15 protein-coding genes are annotated in these 18,841 nt (G+C 34.5%); 6 read left to right on the top strand and 9 right to left on the bottom strand.

Features of this window, described 5'->3' with window-relative positions; all coding sequences use genetic code 11:
* Positions 1 to 20: 20 nt before the first annotated feature.
* The gene (locus ACFSX9_RS07895) at positions 21 to 734 is read left to right on the top strand and encodes a 3'-5' exonuclease (protein ID WP_379806396.1); all 714 of its coding nucleotides are present in this window, start codon (positions 21 to 23) and stop codon (positions 732 to 734) included.
* A gap of 44 nt (positions 735 to 778) precedes the next feature.
* Here the strand turns inward: ACFSX9_RS07895 and ACFSX9_RS07890 are convergent, their stop codons facing one another.
* Positions 779 to 3,724 (bottom strand): S8 family serine peptidase, encoded by a 2,946-nt coding sequence (locus ACFSX9_RS07890; RefSeq protein WP_379806394.1) that lies wholly within the window; start codon positions 3,722 to 3,724, stop codon positions 779 to 781.
* 374 nt (positions 3,725 to 4,098) lie between these two features.
* On the opposite strand from ACFSX9_RS07890, the gene ACFSX9_RS07885 reads away from it, so the two are divergent.
* The 4 genes from ACFSX9_RS07885 (at position 4,099) to ACFSX9_RS07870 (ending at position 9,210) form a co-directional block, all read left to right on the top strand.
* Positions 4,099 to 5,244, top strand: a complete 1,146-nt coding sequence (locus ACFSX9_RS07885; RefSeq protein ID WP_379806392.1) for a tetratricopeptide repeat protein — start codon at positions 4,099 to 4,101, stop codon at positions 5,242 to 5,244.
* Between the two features lie 101 nt (positions 5,245 to 5,345).
* Positions 5,346 to 6,794, top strand: coding sequence for a nucleoside recognition domain-containing protein (locus ACFSX9_RS07880; protein ID WP_379806390.1), 1,449 nt, complete (start codon positions 5,346 to 5,348; stop codon positions 6,792 to 6,794).
* A 113-nt stretch (positions 6,795 to 6,907) separates the two neighbouring features.
* Positions 6,908 to 7,549: a hypothetical protein gene (locus ACFSX9_RS07875; RefSeq protein WP_379806388.1), complete on the top strand. Its 642-nt coding sequence runs from the start codon at positions 6,908 to 6,910 to the stop codon at positions 7,547 to 7,549.
* Positions 7,550 to 7,608: 59 nt separating this feature from the next.
* Entirely contained in the window at positions 7,609 to 9,210 is a 1,602-nt protein-coding gene (locus ACFSX9_RS07870) for a fumarate hydratase (RefSeq protein WP_379806386.1), read from the top strand.
* Positions 9,211 to 9,307: 97 nt separating this feature from the next.
* On the opposite strand, the gene ACFSX9_RS07865 is transcribed toward ACFSX9_RS07870, so the two are convergent.
* The 8 genes from ACFSX9_RS07865 to trhO all read right to left on the bottom strand — a co-directional run bounded on the left by ACFSX9_RS07865 (position 9,308) and on the right by trhO (position 17,637).
* Complete coding sequence (locus ACFSX9_RS07865; protein WP_379806384.1) at positions 9,308 to 9,967, bottom strand: CoA transferase subunit B; 660 nt, start codon at positions 9,965 to 9,967, stop codon at positions 9,308 to 9,310.
* A 2-nt stretch (positions 9,968 to 9,969) separates the two neighbouring features.
* Positions 9,970 to 10,671, bottom strand: a complete 702-nt coding sequence (locus tag ACFSX9_RS07860; RefSeq protein WP_379806382.1) for a CoA transferase subunit A — start codon at positions 10,669 to 10,671, stop codon at positions 9,970 to 9,972.
* A gap of 18 nt (positions 10,672 to 10,689) precedes the next feature.
* On the bottom strand, positions 10,690 to 12,984 hold the full coding sequence (locus ACFSX9_RS07855) for a transglycosylase domain-containing protein (RefSeq protein WP_379806380.1): 2,295 nt from the start codon (positions 12,982 to 12,984) through the stop codon (positions 10,690 to 10,692).
* Between the two features lies 1 nt (position 12,985).
* Positions 12,986 to 13,483 (bottom strand): gliding motility lipoprotein GldH, encoded by a 498-nt coding sequence (locus tag ACFSX9_RS07850; protein ID WP_379806378.1) that lies wholly within the window; start codon positions 13,481 to 13,483, stop codon positions 12,986 to 12,988.
* A complete protein-coding gene (locus ACFSX9_RS07845) occupies positions 13,464 to 14,624 on the bottom strand; it encodes a PSP1 domain-containing protein (protein WP_379806376.1) in 1,161 nt (386 codons plus the stop codon). The genes ACFSX9_RS07850 and ACFSX9_RS07845 overlap by 20 nt, the downstream gene beginning before the upstream one ends.
* Before the next feature lie 183 nt (positions 14,625 to 14,807).
* Positions 14,808 to 15,038 (bottom strand): ferredoxin, encoded by a 231-nt coding sequence (locus ACFSX9_RS07840; RefSeq protein ID WP_379806374.1) that lies wholly within the window; start codon positions 15,036 to 15,038, stop codon positions 14,808 to 14,810.
* Entirely contained in the window at positions 15,038 to 16,279 is a 1,242-nt protein-coding gene (locus ACFSX9_RS07835) for a peptidase U32 family protein (protein ID WP_379806372.1), read from the bottom strand. The genes ACFSX9_RS07840 and ACFSX9_RS07835 overlap by 1 nt, the downstream gene beginning before the upstream one ends.
* Positions 16,279 to 17,637: an oxygen-dependent tRNA uridine(34) hydroxylase TrhO gene (gene trhO / locus ACFSX9_RS07830; protein ID WP_379807057.1), complete on the bottom strand. Its 1,359-nt coding sequence runs from the start codon at positions 17,635 to 17,637 to the stop codon at positions 16,279 to 16,281. Before trhO ends, ACFSX9_RS07835 begins: the two co-directional genes overlap by 1 nt.
* A gap of 188 nt (positions 17,638 to 17,825) precedes the next feature.
* Here trhO and recA point away from each other — a divergent pair, with 188 nt between their 5' ends.
* Positions 17,826 to 18,830, top strand: coding sequence for a recombinase RecA (gene recA / locus ACFSX9_RS07825; protein ID WP_379806370.1), 1,005 nt, complete (start codon positions 17,826 to 17,828; stop codon positions 18,828 to 18,830).
* Positions 18,831 to 18,841: the final 11 nt, after the last annotated feature.

The following is an 18,841-nucleotide window of genomic DNA, read 5'->3' as shown; positions in this document are numbered from 1 at the left end:
TATTAAAATTACTATTTGCCATGATTGAAAAAGTTAATTTAAACAACATTCTTTTTTTAGATATAGAAACCGTCCCTCAAGAAATTAGTTATTTAGGAATGGATGAAGAAACTAAACAGCTATGGGAAAATAAAACGCAGTATCAACGCAAAGATCAAGTATCGCCGGAAGATTTCTATGAAAGAGCTGGAATTTGGGCTGAATTTGGAAAAATCATTACAATTTCCGTCGGATATTTTGTTAATAAAGCTGACATAAGAAATTTCAGAGTGACTAGTTTTTGGGGAGATGAAAAGAAAATTCTAAATGACTTCTCCAATTTATTAAACACGCATTTTAATGGTGCTCAACATCTGCTTTGTGGCCACAATGTGAAAGAATTTGACATCCCTTACATTGCCCGAAGAATGATTATCAACGGACTTGCATTGCCAAGTAAGCTGAATCTATTTGGGAAAAAACCTTGGGAAGTTCCGCATTTAGACACTTTAGAGCTGTGGAAATTTGGTGACTATAAACATTTTACTTCTTTAAAATTACTTACAAAGGTTTTAGGTGTTCCATCTCCAAAAGATGATATTGACGGCAGTGAAGTGGCTCGTGTTTATTACATTGAAAATGACATTGACCGAATTGTAACCTACTGTGAAAAAGACGTAATTGCTGTTGCACAAGTTTTTCTTAGATTGAGGAGAGAAGATCTACTGGTCGAAGATGAAATTATACATATATAAAAAAAGGAGCTATAAAGCTCCTTTTTTTATATAACAGTAATTTTTTATTTACTGATTACTATTTTCTTGTTAGTTTTACCCGTACTATTTTGGATCGTCAACAAATAAATTCCATCGGATAAAGATTCTACATTAAGTGTTTCTACTGTATTTGAAGAAACTTTTAAAGCCACTCTTCTTCCTTGAATATCAAACAATTCGTAGGTAGTATTATCACTAACCTCTCCGTTTAAGTCAATATTTATAATTCCTTTTGTTGGGTTTGGATATACTATTAAAGAATTTATGTTAAAATTTGTAGCGCTTAAAGACGTTGTCAGAGCACAAATATCTATAGAAAAACCATTTATCATTCCACCATCTCCATTGTAAGGATCTTCAACTAATAAAGTCCATGTTCCATCAGCTGGCAATCCAATTAATTGACCTAATGGTTGCATCGGTCTGATATCTCCATAAATTGCTGGATTTGCCTCACATTGTGGTAAACCTCCTGAATCAACAACGACACAGTCAATGTTGTCATGATTTCCGCATGGTTCCTTAAACAAAACAATCACAGGACTTCCAATTGAAGCAGGACCTTTTAAACTAATCGTCATATCTTCAACGTAAGTATGTGCAATATTTAAAGAAAGCTTTAGCTCTCCAATTGTTAGACCTCCTGTTACCTCTACCGCAACGCTCGCAATAGAACTCCCTGTCTTTGCTATAATTGTATTTGAAAAATCAGTACCCATAAATGTATTACCACAGCTTAAGACACCCGTTACAAAAGAATTAATTGTTGCAGTGTTTTCTGGTTGAACTCCACATCTGTTTGAGGAAATAACTCTCCAATAATAGGTGGACTCTTGTGCTAAATTAGGAACTGTATACTTAGAATCAGTGGTGTTAAAAGTATATAAAATATTAGTAAATGCTGGATTAGTAGCGACTTGAATCATATAACTTTCACTATTAGTGCTAGATTCCCAATCAAAATTAACTGTAGTTGATGTTCCATTAAATGCATTTGCAGGATTCAGTAGTACAGCAGGTTCAAAAGTTGAAGAATACACTTTTAATTGCTTGAAACGTGTCTCAGATTCTGTGCCATTTGACCCTTTAATACCTATTGCATAAGTTCCTGGTCTTACATTTTCAAGTCCTAAAATTGTCATAGTAACAGTTCCATTTGCACTTAATGAACTTGGAGTAAATACTGCACTAGCTCCTGTTGGCAAATCAACCGCGCTAAAAGTAGTATTCATTCTACCCTTTTGTTTATAATCAAAAACATAACTAGTAGTTTGACTTGAACATACTGACAAATCTTCTGATTTAGAAGTAAGCGAAAAATCTGAAGCAACTCCAGTTACAATTAAGGAATAAGCCTGAGCACCTGTTACTAAAGTTCCTTTGTGCGAAATTGTAACTACGTAATCACCCGCGACAGGTGAATCGATTTTAACAACTTCTATGTTATCAACATTATTATCACCAGTTCTAATTGCTAATGCAGAAGGACTTTGTTGTAACATCCAAGGGTAATATGTTTCACCATCTTTAGTAACTCTAATATCTAGATCGTTAACGAGAGCTGGCGTTGTATCGTTAGCTCCTAAATTTCCGTTATTTGCAACTCCAGGTAAATCAGTCCAAGTTATTGAGGCAATCAAAGGAACAGTTCCGTTTGATCTAAAAGTCATTGTATAAGATTGACCTTGGGATAAATTGTTTTCAGAAACCCATGAGTCTAAGCCATTTCCAGTTAATGTTTCTACTGCTTGTTTTGCATTTAATAATCCCCATCCAAATTTAGCATCAGGCCCAGTATTTCCAGCATCGTCAGCAGTATGACAAGCTAATCCTCTTAAAGTAGCAGCTTTCATGAAACTATTAGTTAAGTTCTTATGATGTTGTTGCACTAATAATAAAGTTCCAGCTACGTTAGGACCAGCCATTGATGTTCCAGAATAAGCAGCAGTAGAAGTGTTAGAACCTGCGGTTGATGAAGTAACATTAGTTCCATTTCCTGTAATATCAGGTTTAATTCTTCTATCATCAGTGGGCCCTTGACTACTTGATGAGTTTATAGATACACTATAAAGCGAACCATCTGAATTGATAACTGCATCTTGAGCATTTGCAACTATAAGAGCGTTTTTTGAATTTTTATTTCCATTTAACTTGTCATAACCTGCAGCAATTGGGTTCGTGTTTTTATTACTATCACCATCATTACCAGCAGACATCACTGGTAAATAATAGGGAGACAGATAGGCAATTTCATCCCAATTCCTCGCATCATCTGTATAAGCTCCAATATACCATGCAGGTAATAGTGAAGAGCCACTGCCTATTGGTACTCCATAAGAGTGATTCGATATTAACATGCCCATAAGCACTTCTGACAAAGCTTCCGACTCATCATAATCCCAATCAAACGTTCTTGCTGTTGCGGCACTAGCCATACCTTTAGCACCTGCTGGACCGCCGCTCCATGGCAAAGCAATCATTGTGCCGGTAACGTGCGTTGCGTGATCACTATAATCAGTAGAATTATCATCAACAGTAGTTACTCTATTCCCGAAAGCACTATGGCTTCTTCTTACAGTTCCACCATCCCAAACTCGCGCCACCATTGCTTGACCATCCAATGTTAATCCCATTCCACCACCAGTGTTTAGAAAACTAGCTCTAGTAGATCTTGCCGCATTGACATTACTCGTTGAGTAATAGACTGGGAAGCCGTCGGGTGTCAATTTCATCAATTGCTGAAAAGCACCATTTTCTCCCTTGATTATTATAGGCCATCCGTTTTTATTAGCAACTGCTATTGCTTTAGCTTTTTGTAAATCTTCCAACTTTTTATAATAACTTATTTTCTGTTGAATTTTTTCTACATCGTAGTCTTTTGTTATTTTGCTGATATCTTCTTTTGTTTGAGAATAAGAAAAAACGCAAAAAAACACGACTAATAACGCAGATAATTGTTGTTTGTTCATTTTTTAGTGTAGTTTAGTGTTGATTAACGCGCCAAATATATAATTATTTTAGAATCATTTAAAATTATATGAATAAAAATAGCTATTATTCTTTTTCATATTCCTTAAAATAAAAATATTTATAGCGCTAAAAAAGACTACTATTTATTAAAAACGTGATATATTTACATTTACGAAAATTTATCGTTTCTGGTTCTGAATGCCTTTTTGATTGAATATTATCAATTAATCGGTATTTTTTATTATTTTTCAAATAATTATAACATCCATGCTTTAGGTTAAAAATTTTACTATTGATCAAAAAATACATTATCTATATTGTTTGTTTTTTCTTTTCATTTTGTTGTTTTGGACAGCAAGATCAAACATCTTATTTGAACAATTTAATAGAGCTAAACAAATCTAAAACAAATGAGAAAGCGTTAGAAAAAGTATTTGAAAAAGAGCTAAAAAAGGAAAATACCTATAGTGAAAGAATAAACATTGAAATTATACATGCCACTTTACTTGCCGATTTATATTATAAAGAGAACGAAATCTTAAATCCGAAAAGTGAAACGCTTTACAAAGAAGCTGTTGCAAAAGCACTAAAAAACAATAGCGAATTAACTATTTGGGTTCATACCCAATTTGGTTTCTATTTTTACACTAATAGTTTATATAAAAATGCACTACCCTACTTCTTAACTGCTTCTAAGTTAATTGATGAATCTATATCAGATTTAACCATTCAACCTACAGAAGTTTTAAAGAAAAACGCATTTTATTTTGGAATGATTGAAGATTATACCAAGGAGGCCATCTATCTTAAAAAAGCATTAAAAATCACATCGGAGAATTCGTTCGACTATGGTACGCTTTTAAATAGTTTAGGTAGAAATTATGCAAAAAATGGTAATAACGAACTAGCAGCTAAATACTACAATGAAACTTTAAGAATTTCAAAACTGAATAATGACGAAGTTCGGTATGCAAAAGCACTAGGTGACTTGGCAGGTCTATTTGAAGAAAATAAAAATTGGGCGAAAGCCGAAGAATTCTTACTAAAAGATATCGCTATTTCAAAAGAACATAACGGTGAACGCAACACTATGTATGCGCAAATCCAATTGGGGAATCTATATTATAAAAAGAATAATTACGACAAAGCACTTGAAGTTTTAAATCCCGCCGAAATATACGCTAGATCTAAATCTAATTTGAAGGGTTTTGAAGAGCAAATTGCTAAATTAAAATTAGCGATAGCTATTAAGCAAAATGATGACAAAACAGAACTCGAACAAAGACGCCGACTAGACACGTTATCTTTATATGTGTCAAAAACTGATGGTGAGCAAGTGATAAACAGAATAAATTTAGAGGCTCGCAAAGAAAACATTAAATTACAATTAGTTGCAGCGAAAGCACAAGCCGAAAAACAAGTGCTGATTAAGAAAATTGTAATTGGTATTAGTGTTGTTTTACTATGTCTTATAATTCTAATGTTTATCGTGTACAAACGAAAATTAAAACCGCGATAAATAATCAGATAATAAACACTAAAGTAAATTACTGAAAAACTTTTTGGTATATTTGAAACGATAAAAACTTTGGCAATTTGCCACTTCACACAAAATAATTTATGGTTTTAAGTAGATTTTGGTTGGCGATTTTTGTTTCATCTATTGCATTTATTATTATGGGGCTATTTACCAATAAATACTACTCCATTGATTATGTATTGAATGGTAAGCAAAATGAAAGCATTCTAATTGGTGAAAAATATTTAAGCGAACTACCACAATTTATACAAGATAGTATTGCAGTTTCTAGTGACAAGACATTTATTGTAAATCCGAATGTAAAAGGTGCGGATACTACTTATGTATACAACAAACAAACCGTAAAAATCTATAGCGGTTTACAGCAATCAGACGGATTATTACCCATGGCGAAAAGTAGTCTGATGGATATAATACTTCCGTTAATTGCTTATCTAGCCTTTTTCTGTGGAATTATGGAACTGTTAATTATATCTGGGGCTTCGGAAAAATTAGCAAAAATGCTGAGTCCTATGTTTGCCAAAGTATTTCCATCCATACCAAAAAACCATGAATCAATTTCTTATATGACTTTGAATTTCGCGGCTAATTTTCTTGGTTTAGATTCTGCAGCAACGCCATTTGGCTTAAAAGCAATGCAAAGCTTGCAAGAATTGAATGAGGACAAAGACAAAGCCAGCGATGCCCAAATTATGTTTATGTGTTTGCACGCTGCCGGCTTAACTTTAATCCCAACATCAATTATTGGTTATCGCGCGGCGGAAAACGCGGCGAATCCTGCTGATGTTATGCTTCCATGTATTATTACGTCTTTCGTAGGTACAATAGCTGCTTTTTTGTTAGTTGGAGCCAAACAAAGAATTAATTTTAAAAGTATTTCATTGTTAGCTACTTTAATGGGAATGATTGGTGGAATTATAGGATTGTTGTTTTACGTAAATACTTTAGATTTAATTGGGAAAAATTACTTCACAGCAAATTTATCTGGTGTATTATTACTGTTAATAATTGGCTCTACACTTGTATTTTCGTTTATAAAAGAAAAAAACTTTATCGAGCATAAAACAACTGTTTTTGACACCTTTATCGTTGGAGCAAATAATGGTTTAAAAACAGGCGTAATGATTTTTCCTTATGTAATGGGAATGTTAGTGGCCATTTCGCTATTTCGAAACAGTGGATTGTTTGAAATAATTGGACATGGAATTTCGTTCTTATTCTCACACATGGGCGTTGCAAAAGAAGTTACAGATTCTTTACCTGTAGCGTTGTTGCGACCATTTAGTTCAGGCGGCTCTCGTGGCTTTATGATTGATGCTATGCGCACTTTTGGACCCGATTCTTTTGCAGGAAGATTAAGTTGTATTTTTCAATGTAGCGCCGAAACTACTTTTTATGTAATTGCGGTTTATTTTGGCTCGGTAAGTATCAAAAACACACGTTATACTTTAGGAATGATGCTTTTGGTTGATTTAATTTGTGTTATTACTGGAGTTTTAGTGGCAACATGGTTTTTTGGCTTGAAATAATGATAAAATTTCTTCATAAATTTTTCCAATTTTTTCTTAACAACATCTTTATATTAAGATAACCGCTATTAATTATTTACTTTTGTGAAAAATTATAACTTATTAAATCCAACATGAAGAAATTATTTTTAATTACATTATTGTTAACTTCAATTTTGTCAAAAGCTGAGTTTATTACTGCAACACTTTATTTTAATGATGGAAGTAAAAAAACAGGTTTCGCAGAACTAGTTGAAATAGAAGATAAAAATGTTAAGTTCCGAACTGAGATAAAAGGAAAAACAGAAAAAATTCCATCAACTGATTTGTCTAAAATTGAATTCACAGATAAAAATGACAACAAATATTTATCGATTCGCATAAAAATCTGGGGTATGGCATTTCTGAAATATAAATATTTTGAAGATAAAGTATGGCTATATCAAATTCAGGAAAAACAAGGTTATCGCCTTTTAACTTCTGTTCAGCAAACACGATTTGCTACAGGAGCAAAAAATTCTTATACTGATTTTGGAGCTACATTTTTTTATTATGCAAAAAAGAATGAAGATATCGCTTATCATGGTTTTTTACAAAGTGCAGCAGGAGTAGCAATACACGCATCAAGAGTCAAAGAAATAAAATTAATGGTTAATGAAATGTTCAAAGGCAAATGCAATTTGGACCAAGAGATTGATAAAATTAAATTTGACAGAAAAAGTGGAGAAGACCCGTTCAAAGTTTTAGAAATTCTTGTAAATAGTAAATGTAAATAATTTTAATTTTTCGGAAGAGCCCAAAATTTCGTAAATTTACATTTCAAAACACACAAAAAATGGATTTTTTATATCAAGACCCGTATCCCATTTTAAAAGACGATACAAACTACAAAAAATTAACTTCAGATTACGTAAAAGTAGAGAAATTAGGAAATAGAGAAATCTTAACGGTTGACCCGAAGGGACTCGAGTTATTAGCACAAGAAGCTATGAACGATGTTTCTTTTATGTTGCGTTCGGCTCATTTGCAAAAACTGAGAAATATTATTGAAGATCCAGAAGCTACAGACAATGATCGTTTCGTAGCCTATAATTTATTGCAAAATGCTGCTGTTGCGGTGCAAGGAGAATTGCCTTCATGCCAAGATACAGGAACTGCAATTGTTGTAGGAAAAAAAGGCGAAAACGTTTATACCGGTGTTGAAGATGGTGAATGGTTGTCTAAAGGAATTTTCAATACGTATCAAAATAAGAACCTTCGTTATTCGCAAATTGTTCCGATTTCGATGTTTGAAGAAAAGAATTCAGGTTCAAATCTTCCGGCACAAATTGATATTTATGCAAAAAAAGGAGCTTCTTATGAATTCCTGTTTTTAACAAAAGGTGGTGGTTCAGCCAATAAAACATTCCTATATCAAAAAACAAAATCCCTATTAAACGAGAAGGCATTAGACCAATTTGTTCGTGAGCGCATTATGGATTTAGGAACTGCTGCTTGTCCGCCTTACCATTTGGCTTTAGTAATTGGAGGCACTTCGGCGGAAGCCAATTTAGCAGCTGTTAAAAAAGCATCAGCAGGATATTTTGACCACCTTCCAACCACAGGAAACATGGCTGGTCAGGCTTTTCGCGATATCGAATGGGAAGCAAGAGTTCAAAAAATATGTCAAGAAAGTCAAATTGGAGCACAATTTGGAGGAAAATATTTAACGCATGATGTTCGTGTAATTCGATTACCGCGTCACGCTGCATCATGTCCTGTTGGGATGGGCGTTTCTTGCTCAGCCGATAGAAATATCAAAGGAAAAATTACGAAAGACGGGATTTTCTTAGAGCAATTGGAAACGAATCCAGCACAATTTTTACCAGAAACGGCACCTCATTTAGAACCTGCAGTTAACGTGGATTTGAACAAGCCGATGGTTGAAATTTTAGCTGAATTGTCAAAATACCCAATCAAAACCCGCTTAAAACTAAACGGAACATTGATTGTTGCTCGTGATATTGCACATGCAAAAATTAAAGAATTGTTAGATTCAGGTCAACCAATGCCAGAATATTTCAAAAATCATCCAGTTTATTATGCGGGTCCAGCAAAAACTCCAGAAGGAATGCCGTCAGGAAGTTTTGGCCCTACTACTGCAGGAAGAATGGATGTTTATGTAAATGAATTCCAAGCTACCGGCGGAAGTATGATTATGTTAGCCAAAGGAAATAGAACCCAAGAAGTAACAGACGCTTGTAAAACACACGGTGGATTTTACCTAGGTTCCATTGGTGGACCAGCTGCGATTTTAGCGAAAGAAAACATAATATCGGTAGAAGTACTTGATTTTCCAGAACTAGGAATGGAAGCCGTTCGAAAAATCGAAGTGAAAGATTTCCCAGCATTCATTATTACGGATGATAAAGGAAATGATTTTTTTCAGAATTTGTAAAAATTTGAAAGAATATAGAAAAATAATAAGCTCCAAAATTTAAAACTTTGGAGCTTATTTATTTTTACTAAAACGGTAAAGTTGATTTTATTAAAAACTATTCTATTTTCATCTCTGGAATATCTCCTTCAATGATTAATGTTGCTTCTGTTGCTTTAATAATATCCTCAACTGAAACACCTGGAGCTCTTTCCACTAATTTGAATCCCTTTGGTGTAACCTCTAAAACAGCTAATTCCGTAACTACTTTTTTCACACAACCAACACCTGTTAACGGTAAGCTGCATTTCTTAAGTATTTTTGATTCACCTGCTTTGTTAACGTGCATCATCGCAACAATAATGTTTTCTGCAGAAGCTACTAAATCCATTGCTCCTCCCATTCCTTTTACCATTTTCCCTGGAATTTTCCAGTTCGCAATATCGCCATTTTCAGAAACTTCCATTGCACCTAAAATAGTTAAATCTACTTTTTGAGCGCGAATCATTCCAAAACTAAAAGCAGAATCAAAGAAACTTGCTCCTGCTAATGTGGTAATCGTTTGTTTTCCTGCGTTAATGATATCGGCATCTTCTTCTCCTTCAAAAGGAAATGGACCCATTCCTAAAACTCCATTTTCCGATTGAAATTCAACAGAAATATCGGTTCTAACATAGTTTGCAACTAAAGTTGGGATTCCGATTCCTAAATTTACATAGTAACCGTTTTTAACTTCTTGTGCTATTCTTTTCGCGATTTGATTTTTATCTAATGCCATGATTAACTTCTTTGTCTTACGGTTCTTTGTTCAATTCTTTTTTCAAATTTCTCTCCTTGGAAAATACGGTTTACCATAATTCCTGGAATATGAATTTCATTTGGATTCAAAGTTCCTGCTGGGACTAATTCTTCCACCTCAGCAATAGTGATTCTTGCCGCTCCAGCCATTGGTGCATTAAAATTTCTAGCAGTTCCTTTGAAAATTAAATTTCCAGCTTCGTCGCCTTTCCATGCTTTTACTATAGAAAAATCAGCTTTATAAGCCAATTCCATTACGTGCATTTTTTCGTCAAATTCGCGCGTTTCTTTACCTTCGGCTACTTCTGTTCCGTAACCAGCAGGCGTAAAAAAAGCGGGGATTCCGGCTTGTGCAGCTCTACATTTTTCTGCTAAAGTTCCTTGTGGTGTTAATTCCACATCTAATTCACCAGATAACATTTGACGTTCAAATTCTGCATTTTCTCCTACATAAGAAGAGATCATTTTTTTTATTTGACGCTTTTGCAATAACAATCCCAATCCGAAATCATCAACTCCTGCATTGTTTGAAATACAAGTTAGATTGGTTACATTTTTATTTACCAATTCGGCAATACTATTTTCTGGAATTCCACAAAGTCCAAAACCGCCTAACATAATTGTCATGCCGTCTTCAATACCTTGCAAGGCTTCTTTAACAGAATTTACTTTTCTTGAAATCATATATTTTTTAGTTAGTTGTTATAGTCCAAATTCACCTAAATCAGGCTCGTCTGTTGGAACTGCCGTTGAATCACTCGCTTTTGGAGCTGTCCAGCAATCTACTTTTATCGAGATTTTATCAGGTCGTTCAAAAGGATCTTTGGATATGTTCAAATCTGTATCCTTGTAGCATTTGCTCATAAAAATCCCCCAGATAGGCAATGCCATTGTTGCACCTTGTCCTAAAGCTGTTCTTCTAAAATGTGCTGCTCTGTCTTCGTTTCCAACCCAAATACCGGTTGCTAAATCGGGAACCATCCCAATAAACCATCCATCCGAGTTGTTTTGTGATGTTCCTGTTTTTCCTGCAATTGGATTTCCAAATCTGTAATCATAATTCTTAAATCCTGCTCCACCCCAATTTAATCGAGATCCTGTTCCAGATTGTGTAACACCTTCCATCAACTTAATAACAGCATAAGCCACGTCCTTATTCATAACATCTTTCTGATAAGGGATAGGCTGATCAATAACAACGCCATTTTTATCTTCAATTTTTATGATAAATGTTGGTTTTATATAAATTCCTTGGTTAGCAAACGTACTCATTGCACCAACCATTTCCTCCACCGTAATTTCCACCGCTCCTAATGCTATAGAAGGCTGAATCGGAATATTTGACGTTACCCCTAACTCCTTTGCTAAATCTGCAACAGCTTGTGGCCCTACACGATCAATTAATTTAGCTGAAATTGTATTTACAGAATTGGCCAATGCTTTTTGTAAAGTAATTGTCCCTCTATAGTTTCCGTCCGAGTTTCGCGGAGACCATGCTTTATCAATACCCCACTTTCCTTTTGGCATAGTGAAATAACTATCAATAATAGAATCACAAGGAGACATTCCCAATTGTTCAATTGCTGTTGCATAAACAAAAGGTTTAAAAGTAGAACCTACTTGTCTTGCGCCTTGTCCCACGTGATCATATTGGAAATATTTGTAATTCACACCACCAACCCATGCTTTGACATGACCTGTTCTTGGTTCCATTGCCATCATACCCGTTTGCAACATGTGCTTGTAATATATAATGGAATCTCTTGGAGTCATTATAGTATCTCTTTCTCCAACATAAGTGAAAATTTTCATTTTTGCCTTCTCAGCGAAAGATTTAATGATTTCGTCTTTCGTTTTACCATTCTGATCCATCGTTCTCCAACGCTCGGAGTTTTTCATGGCTTGCATGATGATCTGTTCCGTTTGTTCTTCGGTAATATCCACAAAAGGAGCATTTTTCTTTCCTTTTGCTGCATTAAAAAACTCTTTTTGAAGTCCTTTTAAATGCTCATTAACCGCTTCTTCTGCATATTGCTGCATTTTTGAATCGATAGTAGTATAAATTTTTAAACCATCGCGGTATAAATCATACTCAGTTCCGTCTGGTTTTAAATGGTCTTTCACCCATTTTTTCATATGATCTCTAAGGTATTCTCTAAAATACGTAGCACTTCCTTCTGAGTGACTTTCTGGTCTGAAATCTAATTTTACAGGTAATTTTCGCAACTCTTCTCTTTGCGCTTCGGTAATTACGTCGTTTTTAGCCATTTGTAATAAAACCGTGTTTCTTCGGTCTAAAACCAATTGCTCTCTTCTCTTTCTATTTGGATTATATAAGGACGGATTTTTTAACATCCCTACAAACAAAGCGCCTTCCTCTAAAGTTAAATCCTTTGGTTCTTTATTCATGTAAATCTTTGCTGCCGAACGAATTCCAACTGCACCATTTACGAAATCAACCTGATTTAAATATAAAGCAATAATTTCTTGTTTAGTATATTGTCTTTCTAAACGTATCGCAATAATCCATTCTTTCACTTTTTGAACAACTCTAAAAAGTATGAATTTAGATCCGTCACTTCCGTGGAATAAGTTTTTTGCTAACTGCTGTGTTAAGGTACTCGCTCCTCCATCTTTACCTAATCTTACAACAGCTCTTAAAGTTCCTTTCGCATCAATACCCGAATGATCATAAAAACGCTCGTCTTCTGTTGCTACTAGTGCTTTTACTAAATGTTCTGGAAGTTCCTCAAATTTAACTGGAGTTCTATTTTCTTTGTAAAATTTTCCAATCACTAGTCCGTCAGAAGATATGATTTCCGTGGCTACATTAGAATCTGGATTTTCTAAGTCGTCAAACGAAGGCATCTTACCGAAAAATCCCCACGAAGCAAATAAAAACAATAAAATAATTCCTAAAAAGCCATACAAAAAAAGCTGCCAAAACAGTCTTTTATATCTTGAGAAATCATTTGTACTTGTATTCTTAGTAGCCATATTATTTTGTTTTTTCTATTCTTAGACCTAATTCAGTAATCCCTCTTAAATCCTCCACACCTTCAATGTCTCCGGTTTCTCTAACTGCCTGAACCACCTCAACATTATATTTTCCTGCTCTATTGAATTTAAAATTTTCCAAATACCATAATTTACTTTCTTTGACGTCAGAAAACCCTTCGCCAAGCAAAGAACCATCAGGATTTGCCATCAGGTATTCTAGCGTATCCACTTTAGTAGTCGCTTTTTCCCCCGGTTCTTTCAGCGATACAATTACATACATATTACTGAAAGGATAATCATTATTATTTCTAACATTTAAGAATAAATGATAGGGATTAATGGTGTCATTTTGTTCAAATGTAAAGTGCAATGTATCTGCTTTCTTCCACGTTCCATCGAGTTTTTTATATTCGTCGAACACTCTCGTTTTATCACAAGAAAAGAAAAAAACAGCCAATATTGCTAACCCAAGAATATTAGTCTTTTTTAGGTGCATTTTTTGTAGGTGTAGGTTTTTTCTTTTTATTTCTATTGTTTGGTTTCTTTTTAGGTTGATCAAAACGAGTTAAACTATCTTGTCCCACTACATTTTCGAATTTTTTCTCAATTTCTTGCGTATTTTCAACCACATAATCTTCCAAATTAGCAACACGCTCTTTTTTCTTATTGATTGCCAAAATCTCTTTCACCTTTTCAACAGGTAAAACCAACCAATTGGCTGGTGCATTAGCATAAGAAAACCACATGATTTCTTTGAAAATATCAATTTTCTGACAATAAGCGTCGCCTTTTTCAGTATATAACTTAGTTTCCATATCCGGCATATCTTTCAATGCATCTAAATAAGTATCTAATTCATAATTTAAACAACATTTCAATTTACCGCATTGTCCCGCTAATTTTTGTGGATTTAACGACAATTGTTGGTAACGAGCCGCCGAAGTATTTACACTCCTAAAATCAGTTAACCAAGTAGAACAACACAATTCTCTTCCGCAAGAACCAATTCCTCCTAAACGAGCTGCTTCCTGACGGAAACCAACCTGTTTCATCTCAATTCTGATCTTAAACTCCTGTGCAAATTCTTTAATTAATAAACGAAAATCCACACGGTCATTTGCTGTATAATAGAACGTAGATTTAGAACCATCGCCTTGAAATTCAACATCGGAAATTTTCATTTCTAATTTCAATTTAATTGCGATTTCTCTAGCGCGCATTCTAATTGGCTCTTCTTTATTTCGAGCATCCGTCCAAATATCGATATCTTTTTGAGAAGCTTTTCGATATATTTTTGGTAATTCTTTTGTTGGATTTTCATTTTTCTTTTTCATTTGAATTTTAACCAATTCTCCTGTCAAAGTGATAATTCCAATATCGTGTCCTGGCGAAGCTTCCGTAGCAACAATGTCACCAATGGATAGCGTTAGCTTTTCGGTATTTCTAAAAAATTCTTTTCTTCCGTTTTTGAATCTGATTTCTACTGCATCAAATGGTGCTTGACCACCTGGTAAAGTCATATTTGAAAGCCAATCAAAAACAGTAAGTTTGTTGCAGCCATCGGTGCCGCAAGTCCCATTATTTTTACAACCCTTTGGTGCGCCACCATCAGCGGTTGAACAACTTGTACATGCCATAATTTAATATATATATATAGTGAATGTCCATTTCGGACGACGTTTCAAAACGCTTTTGAGCGTAAAGATATTGATTTTTTATGGAAATTTTCAAATTGAATTTTTCGAAACTTTCCAAAAATAAAAAAACCTACTCCATTGTAAAACGGAATAGGTTACTATATAGTATTATAAAACAGTAATTTATGTTTCTTTTATGGTAATAATATGAACTGGACATGCTTTTACCGCTAATTCACAATTTTCAACAATAGTATGATCTGCCGATTTCAACGTGTGAAAGCCTTTTGCGTTCACTGATTTTAGTAAGACCGATTTTCCATCTTTTTTTGACATTTGAAATTGTGCCGGAGCCATTTCAACACAATAATTGCACCCAATACATTTTTCTCTTTGAAGCGTAATAATGACCATTAGTTTTCGACTATTTTATACATTTTGTCCGAAAGTCGAATTCTAAACGGAACTTTAAAAGTACAACTATCGCCTTTGGTTGCTTTTTCGGAAGCCAAATCATTCACGAAGAAATCTTCCAAAATTAATTCTTGTGCTCCAGTGCTTGGACCCGTAATTAAAATTTTATCTCCTTTTTTAATGTCGTATGCTTCAATTTTGAATTCGGCAATATTTGCTTTTGGAAAATAATGCATTCCTTTTCCAACATATACTTTCTTTTGGGTTGCATTTGATCCTGGATTGTCTGACCATTCGCCTAATTTTTGTCCTAAATAATAACCCGACCAAAAGCCACGGTTGTAAACGGTTGCCAAAGCTTCCATCCAAACAGTAATCTTTTCTTTTGTAAATGTTCCTTCGTAATGCGAATCAATTGCTTCACGATAAGTTTTAATTACTGTTGCCACATAATCTGCAGCACGACCTCGGCCTTCAATTTTCAATACTTTAATTCCCGAATCGATGACTTGATCTAGAAAATCTAACGTACATAAATCTTTTGGAGACATCATGTATTCGTTGTCGATTTCAATTTCAAAACCACTTTCTTGATCGATAACCGTATATTTTTTACGACAATTTTGTTTACAAGCACCACGATTTGCTGAAGAATTATGCGAATGTAAACTCAAATAGCATTTTCCGGAAACTGCCATACATAAAGCACCATGACCAAAGATTTCAATTTCTACCAAATGACCACTTGGTCCTTTAATTTGATCTTTCTCGATGTCTTCCGTAATTTTTTTTACTTGACGCAAACTCAATTCGCGAGAAAGTACAATTGTATCGGCAAACAAAGCATAAAACTTAACCGTTTCAATGTTGGTTACGTTTAACTGGGTAGAAATATGCACTTCAATTCCCATTGTTTTGGCCGACATAATCACTGCTTGATCAGAAGCGATAACTGCTGTGATTCCGGCTTCTTTCGCTTTTGTCAACAAGGTTTTCACTACCGATAAATCGTGATCGTAAATAATTGTATTTAAAGTTAGATAAGTTCTAACGTTTTTTTCGTTGCATCGGCGTGCTATTTCCGGTAAATCGTCTAACACGAAATTTACAGTTGCACGAGCGCGCATGTTCAATTGTTCGACACCAAAATAAATAGAATCACATCCATTATCTAAAGCCGCTTGCATCGATTCGAAATTTCCAGCCGGAGCCATCAATTCAATTTTACCTGATGTTGTCATTATTCAATAATTTTAAATAATTTATCCGATAAACGAACTCTAAACGGCACTTCAAACGTAACTTTATCACCAATTGTAGCAGTCGAAATTTCACTTCCGTTTACTAACATTTTTTCTAAAATTAATTCTTGATTTCCAGTTGTTGGTCCCGAAATAATGATTTTATCGCCCACTTTCAATTCGTGGTTATCGATTACGAAAAGCCCAACTTGTGCTTTTACATAATAATGTTCCGCTTTTCCGATTAAAACTTTCTTGACTTTTATTTTCTGGCGGATATCTTTACTTTTTTCGGCTACAGCCAAAGATTTATCAGACAATTCTCCTGAATGTTTAAATTTCAGATTCTCCGATTTCCCTTTACGGAAGACTTTATTTCCAACTTGCTTTCCACGTCTTAATTTTACTTGTTCGTCTAAAGGTAAATGTGTAATTTCTAAACATTCGGAAGAACAGCAATTTTCCATTGCAGCCTGACATTCGTCACATTGAATGAACAACAAATGACAGCCGTCATTCAAACAATTGGTATGATTGTCACAAGGTTTTCCACACTGATGGCATTGGGAAACTATATCATCCGTAATTCTTTCGCCTAAGCGATGGTCAAACACGAAATTTTTTCCAATGAATTTGCTTTCTATATTTTCTTCTTTTAATTGTTTGGCGTAATTGATAATGCCGCCTTCCAACTGAAATACATTTTTAAATCCTTGATGTTTGAAATACGCCGAAGCTTTTTCGCAACGAATTCCTCCAGTGCAATACATCACCAAGTTTTTATCTTCTTTGAAATCTTTTAATTGCTCGTTGATAATTGGCAAACTTTCTCTAAAAGTCTCCACGTCTGGCGTGATAGCTCCTTTGAAATGTCCGATTTCACTTTCGTAATGATTTCTAAAATCGACAACAATGGTATTTGGATCTTCTAAAATTTGGTTGAATTCCTTCGCTTTTAAATGCACTCCGATATTAGTCACATCAAAGGTTTCATCATTTAAACCGTCGGCTACAATTTTATCTCGCACTTTAACCGTTAATTTTAAAAACGAATGATCATCGTGTTCAACGGCAACATTCAGGCGAATGTTTTTCATAAAATCGTACACTTCTAACGTTTCGCGAAAAGCTTCTAAATTTTCTGCTGGCACCGACATTTGTGCGTTGATTCCTTCTTTGGCTACATACGTTCTGCCTAAAGCATCGAGTTTGTTCCATTCGATAAATAAATCGTCGCGAAATTTTTTGGGATCTTGAATTTTGGCATACGCATAGAAAGATAATGTAAGTCGTTGTTGTCCGGCTTCATCAATTAATTGAGCTCTTTCTTCTGCGCTTAAGGTGTTATACAGTTGCATGCTATAAACGATTAAGGTTAGAAATTGAGAAGCGATAAATCGCATCTTTACTGAATTCTAAGTGGAAGAATTCGATGCAAAGGTAATAAAATGGTTTAAAAATCAAAGTTTTGCAGTAAAATGAAAACATATTAACAATTTTTGTAAGCAATAAAAAAAGACGTATTTTTACGGAAAATATATGAAATATGAGTTCAGATAAAGACGCCAAATTAAAAGCCTTACAATTAACATTAGAGAAACTTGACAAGACTTACGGAAAAGGAACCGTAATGAAATTAGGAGATAAAGCTGTTGTAGAAGTAGAAGCTATTCCATCAGGATCTTTAGGTATTGACTTAGCTTTAGGAGTAAATGGTTACCCTAGAGGAAGAGTTATAGAAATCTACGGACCAGAATCGTCAGGTAAAACCACGTTAACATTACACGCCATTGCAGAAGCACAAAAATTAGGTGGTATTGCCGCCTTTATTGATGCAGAGCACGCTTTTGACCGTTTTTATGCGGAGAAATTAGGAATTGATATTGACAATTTAATTATTTCTCAACCAGACAATGGAGAACAAGCTTTAGAAATTGCCGAAAGTTTAATTCGTTCGGGTGCAGTTGATATTGTTGTAATTGACTCGGTTGCAGCCTTAACGCCAAAAAGTGAAATTGAAGGCGATATGGGTGATTCTAAAATGGGATTACACGCTCGTTTGATGTCACAAGCGTTGAGAAAATTAACTGGAGCGATTCATAAAACGAATTGTACCGTATTTTTCATTAACCAATTACGTGATAAAATCGGGGTTATGTTCGGAAGTCCAGAAACAACTACTGGAGGAAATGCCTTGAAATTCTACGCTTCTGTTCGTATCGATATTCGTAAGTCGACACAAATTAAAGATGGTGATATGGTTTTAGGAAACAGAACTAAGGTTAAAATTGTAAAAAATAAAGTTGCTCCACCTTTTAGAACAGCAGAATTTGATGTGATGTATGGTGAAGGAATTTCAAAAGTGGGTGAAGTATTAGATTTAGCCGTAGAGTTTGAAATTGTTAAGAAAAGTGGTTCTTGGTTTAGTTATGGTGAAACAAAACTTGGTCAAGGTAGAGATGCTGTAAAAGCATTGATAAAAGATAACCCAGAATTAATGGACGAACTGGAACAAAAAATAAAGCAGACCATTAAAGAAAATAACGCATAAAATTAAATCAC

This window comes from Flavobacterium ardleyense, assembly GCF_042686085.1.
Lineage (GTDB): Bacteria > Bacteroidota > Bacteroidia > Flavobacteriales > Flavobacteriaceae > Flavobacterium > Flavobacterium ardleyense.
This window is presented reverse-complemented; position numbering and strand designations above follow the sequence as displayed.